Source organism: Caulobacter sp. CCH9-E1 (assembly GCF_001556515.1).
Taxonomy (GTDB): Bacteria; Pseudomonadota; Alphaproteobacteria; order Caulobacterales; family Caulobacteraceae; genus Caulobacter.
Map to the genome: position 1 here is coordinate 1 of NZ_LSJA01000259.1, position 11,052 is coordinate 11,052.

12 protein-coding genes, 2 tRNA genes and 2 pseudogenes are annotated in these 11,052 nt (G+C 67.7%); 14 read left to right on the top strand and 2 right to left on the bottom strand.

The window, feature by feature from the left end:
* Positions 1-163 precede the first annotated feature (163 nt).
* Positions 164-1,240, bottom strand: coding sequence for an SIS domain-containing protein (locus AX690_RS14480; RefSeq protein ID WP_066682536.1), 1,077 nt, complete (start codon positions 1,238-1,240; stop codon positions 164-166).
* Between the two features lie 474 nt (positions 1,241-1,714).
* Positions 1,715-1,789: transfer RNA gene (locus AX690_RS14485), tRNA-Thr, on the bottom strand.
* A gap of 90 nt (positions 1,790-1,879) precedes the next feature.
* Between AX690_RS14485 and AX690_RS14490 the strand changes: the two genes are divergently transcribed.
* The 14 genes and pseudogenes from AX690_RS14490 to AX690_RS22390 form a co-directional block, all read left to right on the top strand.
* Positions 1,880-2,332 (top strand): hypothetical protein, encoded by a 453-nt coding sequence (locus tag AX690_RS14490; protein WP_066682538.1) that lies wholly within the window; start codon positions 1,880-1,882, stop codon positions 2,330-2,332.
* A gap of 113 nt (positions 2,333-2,445) precedes the next feature.
* Entirely contained in the window at positions 2,446-3,735 is a 1,290-nt protein-coding gene (murA, locus tag AX690_RS14495) for a UDP-N-acetylglucosamine 1-carboxyvinyltransferase (protein WP_066682540.1), read from the top strand.
* 3 nt (positions 3,736-3,738) lie between these two features.
* Complete coding sequence (locus tag AX690_RS14500) at positions 3,739-4,182, top strand: DUF2948 family protein (protein ID WP_066682542.1); 444 nt, start codon at positions 3,739-3,741, stop codon at positions 4,180-4,182.
* A gap of 160 nt (positions 4,183-4,342) precedes the next feature.
* Positions 4,343-5,617 (top strand): histidinol dehydrogenase, encoded by a 1,275-nt coding sequence (hisD, locus tag AX690_RS14505; RefSeq protein WP_066682544.1) that lies wholly within the window; start codon positions 4,343-4,345, stop codon positions 5,615-5,617.
* 45 nt (positions 5,618-5,662) lie between these two features.
* On the top strand, positions 5,663-6,145 hold the full coding sequence (locus AX690_RS14510; protein ID WP_066682545.1) for a UPF0262 family protein: 483 nt from the start codon (positions 5,663-5,665) through the stop codon (positions 6,143-6,145).
* A gap of 5 nt (positions 6,146-6,150) precedes the next feature.
* Positions 6,151-6,609 (top strand): low molecular weight phosphatase family protein, encoded by a 459-nt coding sequence (locus tag AX690_RS14515; protein WP_066682547.1) that lies wholly within the window; start codon positions 6,151-6,153, stop codon positions 6,607-6,609.
* A gap of 74 nt (positions 6,610-6,683) precedes the next feature.
* Positions 6,684-6,902, top strand: a complete 219-nt coding sequence (gene infA / locus AX690_RS14520) for a translation initiation factor IF-1 (RefSeq protein ID WP_004617696.1) — start codon at positions 6,684-6,686, stop codon at positions 6,900-6,902.
* Positions 6,903-6,909: 7 nt separating this feature from the next.
* The gene (locus tag AX690_RS14525; protein WP_066682548.1) at positions 6,910-7,515 is read left to right on the top strand and encodes a nucleoside triphosphate pyrophosphatase; all 606 of its coding nucleotides are present in this window, start codon (positions 6,910-6,912) and stop codon (positions 7,513-7,515) included.
* Positions 7,512-8,572, top strand: a pseudogene (locus AX690_RS14530) (ribonuclease E/G). Before AX690_RS14525 ends, AX690_RS14530 begins: the two are co-directional and overlap by 4 nt.
* Positions 8,569-8,742 carry a DNA gyrase inhibitor YacG gene (locus AX690_RS14535; RefSeq protein WP_066682555.1) on the top strand — a complete coding sequence of 58 codons (174 nt, stop codon included), beginning with the start codon at positions 8,569-8,571 and terminating at the stop codon, positions 8,740-8,742. The pseudogene AX690_RS14530 and the gene AX690_RS14535 overlap by 4 nt, the downstream one beginning before the upstream one ends.
* A 99-nt stretch (positions 8,743-8,841) precedes the next feature.
* Positions 8,842-8,917 (top strand) — tRNA-Phe (locus tag AX690_RS14540).
* Positions 8,918-9,488: 571 nt separating this feature from the next.
* Positions 9,489-10,391, top strand: coding sequence for a MotA/TolQ/ExbB proton channel family protein (locus AX690_RS14545; protein WP_066682556.1), 903 nt, complete (start codon positions 9,489-9,491; stop codon positions 10,389-10,391).
* A gap of 5 nt (positions 10,392-10,396) precedes the next feature.
* Positions 10,397-10,831: a biopolymer transporter ExbD gene (locus tag AX690_RS14550; RefSeq protein WP_066682557.1), complete on the top strand. Its 435-nt coding sequence runs from the start codon at positions 10,397-10,399 to the stop codon at positions 10,829-10,831.
* A gap of 9 nt (positions 10,832-10,840) precedes the next feature.
* A pseudogene (locus AX690_RS22390) lies at positions 10,841-11,052 on the top strand (energy transducer TonB); the annotation flags it as partial.

Sequence of the window (11,052 nt, forward strand, 5' to 3'; positions counted from 1 at the left end):
CCGGGGACCAGCAGGCCGCCGGCCAGATCCTGGCGCTCGGCCCCGGCGGGGACCTGAGCCATCGGGACCACGGCGGCGATCTTGCCGCCCTCGACGAGGACGGCCTGGCCATCGATAAGGCCGGCCGGCGTCAGAACGCGGCCGTTGATGAAAGCGGCCGGCATCAGACGGTTTCGGTGACCTTGTTGAGGTGTGGCGGGCTGTCGGGATCGTAGCCGCGCGCGACCGACAGGGCGTTGGCCATCCGGTAGAAGCTCTGGACCATCAAGATCGGCTCCAGCACCGGGTGCGACTTGAGGCTGGGCAGCAGATCATCGCCGGCCTTGCCGGGCGCGGCCAGGAACGCGTCGGCGCCGCGCGCCTTAAGCCCCTCGGCCATGTCCTCGACGCTCTGGCGGCTCTCGTCGTTTTGGGCGAACACGAGCGCGGGGAAGCCGTCCTTCACGAGCGCCATCGGCCCGTGCAGCACCTCGGCGGCGCTGAAGGCCTCGGCGTGCAGGCCGCAGGTCTCCTTGAACTTCAGGGCCGCTTCCAGGGCGACGCCAAAGCCGACGCCGCGGCCCAGCACATAGAGGTTGGTCGCCGTCTCGAGGCGCTCGCCGGCCGCCGACCAGTCCAGGGTCCAGGCCTTCTCCAGCGCGGCGGGCAGGTCCGCCAGGGCCGCCGTCAGCTCGGCGTCGTCCGTCCAGGCGGCGATCAGCTGGGTCACCGCCACCAGGGCGGCGATATAGGACTTGGTGGCCGCCACCGACAGCTCGGGGCCCGCATGCAGCGGGATCACCGCGTCGGCCAGCTGGGCCAGGGGCGAGTCCTCGACATTGACCAGGGCCACGGCGTAGGCGCCGGCCGCCTTGGCCGCCGTCACCGCCGCCAGCAGGTCGGGGCTCTTGCCCGACTGCGAGACCGCCAGGCACAGCGCGCCTTCCAGGTTGGGCGAGGCGTCATAGACCGAGCTGACCGACAGGCCGACCGACGACGTCAGAACGCCCGCCTTGGTCTCGATCAGATAGCGGGCGAAGGTCGCGGCGTGATCGCTGCTGCCGCGCGCGCAGGTGACGACCACGCGGGGCGGATGGGCCCGCAGGCGCTCGGCCAGGGCCGCGACCCGTTCGGCGTTGGCGGTCAGCAGCGTCTTGGCCACCGCCGCGCCTTGGCTGGCCTCGGCGAACATCTTCGTGCTTTCCGGCGACAGCCGCCCCGTCGCGGGGCCTTCAGGACGGGTCAAGACAGTCGCCTCCAAGCTCGTGGACCTTTGAAACATGCCGAGGCGCAACAACCGCACTGTGGGTGAAGCCTATGCGCTGAGAAAGAGACGCTAGCGCCGCCTCCTGAGGTCGCGTGGCCCGGCGAGGTAGGTATAAGATACCAATATAAGTCCTATTATCCAACGGAGGATGTCAACGGCTATACCCGCGCCGCGCCGAATTGTCCGTATATTGTGGAGATTTTCCAGGCCCAATAAGGGCGGCCATGCCGAAATAGGAATTGGCCTTGCCGAATGGTATTAAAATGGAATGCATTGTCTCTCCGCCGGCGGAGCGCGGCGCTGAGATGCCGGCTTTGGTGCTGTCTTCACCGCTGGAGGGCAGGATCGCGGGGGGGCGGTTCAGCGACCGATGCGCGCGCGAACGCTATTTCCGCGCGAGACGCGCGGAGCAAATTCTAGATTGTCTGGAGATGTGGCGGGGACCCAAGTTCGTCACTTGGGTCCCCATGGTGCCGCCGGGCAGGATTGAACTGCCGACCTCAGCCTTACCAAGGATGCGCTCTACCACTGAGCTACGGCGGCGACGAGGAGGGGGCGTATAGCGAGGAGAATCGCGAACGCCAAGCCCAAAATCGTCTTGACCGAACAACTTTGTCGCCGCACCCCGACGATATGCCGATCAGCGACGACAAAGCGACCCGCGAGGCCAAGCTCGCCGAGGCCCTCAGGACCAATCTGCGCAAGCGAAAAGCCGTTTCCCGTGGGGTTTCCGCCGATTTCGATCCCGCGATCGAAGCCGCGCGCGCCGCGCCGCAGCCGTATAACGCTGTTCGGAAGTTGCTGGGGATTAATCATCGCGACGGCGCGCGCGTTGACCTGGTGATCGAGCTGTCCGTCCCTTTCCCGAATCCGGACGGCGAAGGCTGGGCCGTCGCCGTGCGTCTGACGGGCGACGGCGGCCAGTTCGACACCGATGTCGGCAAGGCCGCGTTCGGACGCGATGGCCTGGCGGCGATCCGTGAGGCGGTCGACCTGGCGCAGGTGGCTTTGGACCTCGCCAGCACGACCCACGACCTGCGCTGGCCCGAGGACGAGCGCCCCTATGACCTCTCCGCGCCGATCTAGGGGGCCAAATTTAGCCGGGGAGCCCTTGCAACCCCTCTTGCAACGGATAGAACCCGCCCCTCACATGTGAGCCGCGCCGGGCCACCCCCGCTTTGGCGCGTTCGAGGGACCTAATGGATCGCATCGCCATCACCGGCGGCGCGCAGCTGCACGGGACGATCCCGGTCAGCGGCGCCAAGAATTCCGCCATCAAGCTGATGGCGGCCAGCCTGCTCACCGACGAGCCGCTGCGCCTGACCAACATGCCGCGCCTGGCGGACACGCGCTTCCTGGGCAAACTGCTGACGCGCCTGGGCGTCAATGTCGCCGAGAGCGACGGTCCCGACGGCCAGCAGACGATCCTGCACGCGCCCGAGATCACCAGCGGCTTTGCGCCCTACGATCTCGTTCGCCAGATGCGCGCCTCGTTCAACGTGCTGGGCCCCCTGGTCGCCCGCTCGGGCCAGGCCAAGGTCAGCTTGCCCGGCGGCTGCACCATCGGCGCGCGCCCGGTCGACCTGCACCTGCAGGCGCTGGAAGCCCTGGGCGCCAAGATCGACCTGCACGAGGGCTATGTCTACGCCCAGGCCCCGCGCGGCCTGAAGGGCGCGGAGATCACCTTCCCGATCGTCTCGGTCGGCGCGACCGAGCACGCGATGCTGGCGGCCGTCCTGGCCGACGGCGTCACGGTGATCCACAACGCCGCCTGCGAGCCCGAACTGGCCGACCTGCAGGACTGCCTGAACGCCATGGGCGCCAAGGTCGAGGGCGCTGGCACGCCGACCATCACCATCACGGGCGTCGCTCGTCTGAAGGGCGCCACCCACGCGGTGATCCCCGACCGGATCGAAATGGGAACCTACGCCGTCGCCGCCGCCATGGCGGGTGGCGAAGTGCGTCTGACGAACGCCCGTCCGGGCCTGATCGACGCCCTGCTGGACAAGCTCAAGGAAGCCGGCGCCGGCGTCGAGCCGACCGCCGACGGCGTCATCATCCGTCGCAACGGCCACCGCCTCGACTCGGTCGATATCGAGACCGCGCCGTTCCCGGGCTTCGCGACCGACCTGCAAGCCCAATTCATGGCCCTGATGACCACGGCCAAGGGCGAGAGCCGGATCCGCGAGACCATCTTCGAGAACCGCTTCATGCACGCTCCGGAACTGATGCGTCTGGGCGCCGACATCTCGGTGTCGGGCGGCGAGGCCCGCGTGCGCGGCGTCGAACGCCTGGAAGGCGCCGAGGTGATGGCCACCGACCTGCGCGCGTCGGTCAGCCTGGTCATCGCCGGCCTGGTGGCCCGCGGCGAGACGACCGTGTCGCGCATCTACCATCTCGACCGCGGCTTCGAGCGCCTCGAGGAGAAGCTGGGCGCCTGCGGGGCGCAGGTCCGTCGCATCAAGGGCGACGGCGAGCCGGAGCTCTAGCCGATGGCCGACAACGCCAAGCCGCTGCGCCTGCTGGCCCACGACGCCGAGGACCTGGCCGTGCTGTCGGCCGCGCTTCAGGACGCCGTCGCCAAGATCGGCGACATCCGCTGGGACGCCCAAGGCCGCACCCTGACCATCGCCTGCAACCGCTTCCGTTGGGAGACGCTGGGCAGGCGCGCCAAGGCGGGCGAGCGGGTGCGCTCGGCCTTGCAGTTCGGCGACGTCGCCGGCGTCCAGGCGCGCAACCTGCGCCGCGACGCCAAGGGCGCGATCGTCGAGCTTCTGTCGATCGCCTTCGAGGCGGCCGAGGAGGCGCCGGCGGGCGTCGTCACCCTGACCTTCGCCGGCGGCGGCGACATGCGAGTGACGGTGGATTGCCTGGACGTGGCCCTGGCCGATGTCTCGGATCCCTGGACCACGCCGCGGACGCCGGGGCACGACTAAAATCCTCCCCCTGGCGGGGGAGGTGTCGGCTCGAAGAGACGACGGAGGGGGAAGAGGAAGGCTCGCAAGCCCTTCCCCCTCCGGTCCTTCGGAGCGCCTCCCCCGCTAGGGGGAGGATTTGGCTCTTGCATACCGGCGCAAAAGCCGCATCTAGCAGCGCATGCGCCGCTTCTCTTTTTCCGCTCCCGATTTCCAGGCCGCCTTCAAGGCCTTCCTCGATGAACGCCGCGGTTCGCCGGCGGACGTCGACGCCGCCGCGCGCGACGTGCTGGAGGCGGTGAAGACGCATGGGATCGAGGCGGTGCTCGATTTCAGCCGCAAGTTCGACAAGGTCGAGCTGACCGCCGAAACGATCCGGGTCACCGCCGACGAAATCGAGCAGGGCTGGGCCGACACCCCCGCCGAGGTGCGCGAGGCCATCGCCTTCGCCGCCGCCCGCATCCGCGCCTATCACAGCCGCCAGCGCCCGGCCAACCAGGCCTGGACCGACGAGGCTGGCGTCGAGCTCGGCTGGCGCTGGACGCCGCTGGAAGCCGTGGGCGTCTATGTGCCCGGCGGCCGCGCGGCCTATCCCTCGACCGTGCTGATGAACGCCGTGCCGGCTCAGGTGGCCGGCGTCGACCGCATCGCCATGGTCACCCCTCCCGGCAAGCTGCAGCCGGCCGTGCTGGCCGCAGCCAAGGAAGCCGGGGTCACCGAGATCTGGCGCGTCGGCGGGGCCCAGGCCGTCGCCGCGCTGGCCTATGGCGCGGGCCCGATCCAGCCGGTGGACAAGATCGTCGGCCCGGGCAACGCCTTCGTGACCGCCGCCAAGCGCCGCCTCTACGGCGTCGTCGGCATCGACGCCCTGGCGGGCCCGTCGGAGATCGTCGTGGTCGCCGACAAGGCCAACAATCCCGACTGGATCGCCGCCGACCTGCTCAGCCAAGCCGAACACGACCCGGCCGCCCAGTCGATCCTGATCACCGACGACGAGGCCTTCGCCGCCCAGGTGGAGCAGGCGGTGGCTGAGCGCCTCAAGACCCTGGCGACTGGCGAGGACGCCGCCGCCTCCTGGCGCGACCACGGCGCGGTGATCATCGCCCCGCTGGACGAGAGCCCGGCCCTGGTCGACGCCATCGCCCCCGAGCACGTCGAGTTCGCGATGGATAATCCCGAGCGCCTCTCGGACCGCGTCCGCCACGCCGGCGCGATCTTCCTGGGCCGGGTGACGCCGGAGGCCATCGGCGACTACGTGGCGGGCTCCAACCACGTGCTGCCGACCAGCCGCGCGGCGCGCTTCCAGTCGGGCCTGTCGATCTACGACTTCATCAAGCGCACCTCGATCGTGAAGTGCGACGCCGCTTCGTTCGGGATCCTGGGACCGCACACCGTGGCCCTGGCCAAGGCCGAGGGGCTGCCCGCCCACGCCTTGTCCGCGGAAATCCGCCTCTAGGAGAGGTTGCCTTCGGCCGGCTGACGCGCGAACCTCCCGCGCCAGATGAGCACCGAAGACGACCACGCCCGCCAACGGATCCAGTCGATCGAGATCGACGAGCAGAGCCTCGCGGCTGGCTCGCGCGACCAGGAGCAGGAGCGCCAGGTCGCGATCTTCGATCTTCTGGACGGCAATTATTTCGAGCCGGCCGACGCGGTCGGCGGTCCCTACGACGTCAAGCTTTCGCTGGTCGAGAATCGCCTGGCGTTCGACATCGCGGGTCCTGGCTATGCGCGCCGGCACTTGCTGTCGCTGTCGCCGTTCCGGGGCGTGATCAAGGACTACTTCCTGATCTGCGACAGCTATTACGCCGCGATCCGCAATTCGACGCCGCAGCAGATCGAGGCTTTGGACATGGGCCGCCGCGGCCTGCACAACGAAGGCTCGAACCTTCTGCGCGAGCGTCTGGACGGCAAGGTCAAGACCGACCTCGACACCGCCCGGCGGCTTTTCACCCTGATCTGCGCCCTGCACTGGCGGGGCTAGCGCCAGTGCCCGACTCGCTGCCCGACGCGGTGCTGTTCGCCTGCAACTATAACCGCGTGCGCTCGCCGATGGCCGAGGGGCTGTTCAAGCAGTTCTACGGCAAGCGGGCTTTCGTCGACTCATGCGGCCTGAAGGGCGATCCGACCGGGGAGGGGATCGATCCCTTCGTCGTCGTGGTGATGGACGAACTGGGCCTGGACGTCTCCGACCACAAGCCCAAGACCTTCGCCGAACTGGAGGACGGCAGCTTCGACGTCGTGGTGTCGCTGACGCCCGAGGCGCAGCACCGGGCGGTGGAGCTGTCGCGCGACCGCGCCGTGGATATCGAGTACTGGCCGACCCACGATCCGACCCTCGTGGACGGCTCGCGCGAGGCGCGGCTGGAAGCCTATCGCGAGGTTCGCGACGCGCTCGCCGACGCCATCAAGCAACGTTTCGGGGCGCCATCGACGTTTGGGGGGTAATTGCGTTATAGAGGCGCCTCGCCGCGAGGACCCTCGTCTTCGCGGCAATCCGATTCGTCCCTTTGAGAGGCCTGATGGCTAAGGAAGAACTGCTCGAGTTTCCCGGCACGGTCAGCGAATTGCTGCCCAACGCCACGTTCCGCGTGAAGCTGGAAAACGATCACGAGATCATCGCCCACACCGCCGGCAAGATGCGCAAGAACCGCATCCGCGTCCTGGCCGGCGACAAGGTCCTGGTCGAGATGACCCCCTACGACCTGACCAAGGGCCGTATCACCTACCGCTTCAAGTAAGACGCCGATGGCTCCGACGACGGCAGCCCAAGCGGCCGCCGGGCCGGCGCTGGTGCTGGCCAGCGCGAGCCCCCGGCGCCTCGACCTGCTGGCCCAGGTCGGCGTCACGCCCGACCGGGTCGATCCCGCCGACATCGACGAGACCCCGCTGCGCGATGAGACCCCGCGCCGCCACGCCCTGCGCCTGGCGGTCGAGAAGGCGCGCGCCGTCGCCGCCCGCGCGCCGGACGACTTTGTCCTGGCCGCCGATACGGTCGTGGCCGTGGGGCGGCGTATCCTGCCCAAGGCCGAGACCGAGGCGGACGTTCTCTACTGCCTGAAGCTGCTGTCGGGGCGGAACCACAAGGTGTTCACCGGCGTGGCCCTGATCGCGCCGGACGGACGGCAGGCCTCGCGCCTGGTCGAGACCAAGGTTGGCTTCAAGCGCCTGTCCGACGCCGAGCGCGACGGCTATGTCGCCAGCGGCCAATGGAAGGGCAAGGCGGGCGGCTATGGCGTGCAGGGCCTAGCCGGCGGCTTCATCACGGATCTGCAGGGCTCCTATCCCAGCGTCGTGGGCTTGCCGCTGTACGAGACGTTGAACCTGCTTTCCGGCCTCGGTTACCGCGCATGAGCGCCAAATCATGAGTGAGAGAAGAGCCTATCTCCACAAGGGCGTCGGCGAGACGGTTGGGGTCGTCACCCTGGACGGCCGTCCCGAGCGCCTGTTCGTCTCTTGGCCCACCGATGACTCGCTGGACGCCGAGGGCGTACGCGGCGTCGCTCGGGTCAAGACGATCGAGAAAACCTTCGCCTCGGCCTTCGTTGCTCTGCCGGGCGGCCAGGACGTGATTCTGCCGCTGCGGCCCGACATGCCCAAGCTGGTCGAGGGGGGGCTGGTCGAGATCGAAATCAAGACGGCTTCGCGTCAAGGCAAGGCGGCCGTGGCCCGCTTCGTGGCGGAAGGGCAGGGCGAGCCGCGCGTGCTGGCCGCCGCTCCGTCCGTCGAGGAGCGTCTCAGGCAACATGTGAAGGCCGGGTCGCCGACGACGGGCGACAAGGCCCTGCAAGCCGTCGAGGAGGCCGAGGCCGACGCCCTGGCGACGGTCTTCGCCCTGCCGGGCGGCGGCGACATCGCCGTCGAGCCGACTCGCGCCCTGACCGCCGTGGACGTGGATCTCGGCGCTCGCGAGGCCTCCGATTCGAAGCGCGCGGCGCGGCAGGCCAACATGGCCGCTCTCAGCGTGGCGGCGCGGGTTCTGCGTCTCAAGGGACTTGGCGGAATCATCGTCTTCGACCTCGTGGGGCGAGGTCACGACGGCCAGGCCCTGACCACGGCGGCGCGCAACGCCTTCGCCGCCGACAATCCCGGTGTCGGCGTGGGCGCGATCAGCAAGTTCGGCACGCTGGAGATGATCGTGCCGCGCCGCGCGCCGCCGGTCCTGGATCGCCTGCTCACGGCGGCCGGCGCGCCCAGTCCGCGCCACCAGGCCCGCCGTCTGGCGCGCGCCCTAGAGCGTGAGGGCAGGGCGCAGGGCGGCGCCCGCCTGGCGGCTCACTGTTCCCCCGCTGTCGCCGAAGCCTTCGAAGCCGAGCTCGACGCCGGAGTCGCCGAACGTCTGGGGCGGCGTTTCACCGTCGAATCCAGAACCAATTGGCCCGACGACCGCATGGAGGTGTTCGCCACATGAGCACGGGATGCCCGATTTGCGGCAAGCCTGTCGAAAAGGCTTTCCGTCCCTTCTGTTCCAAGCGCTGCGCGGACGTCGACCTGCAGCGTTGGCTCGTCGGTCGCTACGTCGTTCCCGGCGGCGAGGACTCCGACGAAAATCCGTCTTCCGAAGCCATCAACAGAGAATGACAAAAGGGCGCTGGACTTCGCCGCGCGCCTTCTCTATAGACCCGGCTCCTCGCTTCGCGGCGAGGTCGCCGAAGCGGTTTCGACCCGCCAAGGTCCGATGCCTGGGTAGCTCAGTTGGTAGAGCAGCGGATTGAAAATCCGCGTGTCGCTGGTTCGATTCCGGCCCCAGGCACCACTCCCCTTCATTCAAGCCTGACCCGCCGCCGTGGCGCTTTCGCGCCTGTGCTGAGTGTCACTTTTCCTTCATGGTGGAGCGCGGGCTAGGTGGCGCGCGCCTTCATGTGCCAAGTCGGCAGGCGCCTTTCTTCATCGACCATTGTTTTGTTGCCTTGCTGCGGTGCAGCATCGCCAATCTTCTTGCCAGGGGAAAAACGCCCCGTTTTCCCGAAAAGCCCTTTGTGCGTCGCAGTAAATGGCGGGGTCGCCGGGCGAGTACGACGATTTTGTGCCCAAACGAGCCCCTTGACGGTGCGAAAAGGGGTTGCCAAAGGACCACAGCCGCAATTCTAACATTGCGGTAAGGCCGGGGCCCCTTCAAAGGGCTTCGGTCGCACGCGCTTCGAAACGATCCTTCTGGAGGCCTAGTCCTCGTTGAGGGGCGTAACGGGTCGAGCGCAGCGAAGCGGGTCCGTCCCGAGGGGAGAGAAATCAATCCTAGGAACGGGCTATTCAGAGTTAGGGTGGAGACGCTCTCGCGCGACGACCCTCGGTCCAAACGTGCTAGACCAATCAGGAACTGGCGACAGATGCTCGACATTAAACGGAAGACCCCCCTCATCGCTCTCGTCGGCGCCGTTGCGCTGATGGCGAGCGCCCCGGCTTTTGCCCAAGACGCCGCGGCTCCGGCCCCCGCGACTTCGGAAGCCACCGCTCCGGCCGACCCGGCCGCTCCGGCCGCTGACGCCGCCGCGGCGCCCGCTCCGGAAGCCGCTCCCGCCGAAGAAGGCGGCGAGAAGAAGGCTCACTCGCTGACTCCGGTCGGCATGTTCATGGCCGCCGGCGCCGTCGTTAAGGTCGTCATGATCGGCCTGATCCTGGCCTCGGTCTTCTCGTGGGTGCTCCTGCTCACCAAGATTTTCGAGTTCGCCGCCCTGAACAAGCAGTCGGACAAGTTCCTCGAAGCCTTCCGCGGCGCCCGCTCGGTCGCCGACATCGCGCGCATCAGCTCGTCGGAAGAGTTCGAAGGCAACCCGATGGCCGACATGGCCGCCGCCGCGTCGCAGGAAGTTGAACTGTCGCGTCAAGCTGGCCTGCAAGTCGCCGGCGAGCACCGTGACTCGACCCTGGCTCGCGCCACCTACGCCATCAACGCCGTCCAAGCCTCGCTGGCCAAGCGCCTGTCGGGCGGCATGGTGTTCCTGGCCTCGGTCGGTTCGGCCGGTCCGTTCATCGGTCTGTTCGGTACGGTGTACGGCATCATGACGTCGTTCATCGGCATCGCGAACACCAACACGACCAACCTCGCCGTCGTGGCGCCGGGTATCGCTGAAGCCCTGCTCGCCACCGGTATCGGCCTCTTCGCCGCTATCCCGGCCGTTATCTTCTACAACTACTTCCAAACTCGCATCTCGGGTTACGGCACCCGCTCGGAAGGTTTCGTTGCTGAACTGATGAACGCCATCTCGCGTCAGCTCGACAAGGGGGCGTAACACCCATGGCCGCCAAACTCTCAGGCGGTGGGGGCGACAGGTTCAACGTCGAGCAGAACAGCGAGATCAACGTTACGCCCTTCGTGGACGTTATGTTGGTCCTCCTGATCATCTTCATGGTGGCCGCTCCGCTTGCCTCCGTGTCGATCGAGGTGAACCTGCCGTCGGCGGTGGCGAAATCGTCGCCGCCTCCTTCCAAGCCGGTTTACGTCACGATCAAGGAGTCGGGGCAGCTATACCTGGGTGACAACGAGACCAGCGTCGATGAGCTGGGCTTCGATATCACCAAGAGCATGGGCCGCCGCGATCCTACCAAGGAGCGCATCTTCATCCGGGCCGACGAAAAGGTTCGCTACGGGGCTTTCATGGAGGTGATGAACACCCTCCAGGATAATGGCTTCTACAGCGTGGCGCTCGTTGGACGGGATGATAGCCAGTAGGGGTGCTGCATGGCTGAACAACAAACGCCCGAGCATCGCCACTACGATCCGCTCACCTCTGACGGTCCGCGTCGCAAAAAGGGATTGGGGCCGCTAGGCATCTCCCTGGTTGTCGTGGTTGGTCTGCACGCGCTGCTCTTCGCGTACCTCGCGAAGCAGAAGTTCGAAGCGGTGTTCCAGGAGTATTCGGACGACGCGACGGTTGTGGAGCTTCCTCCGCC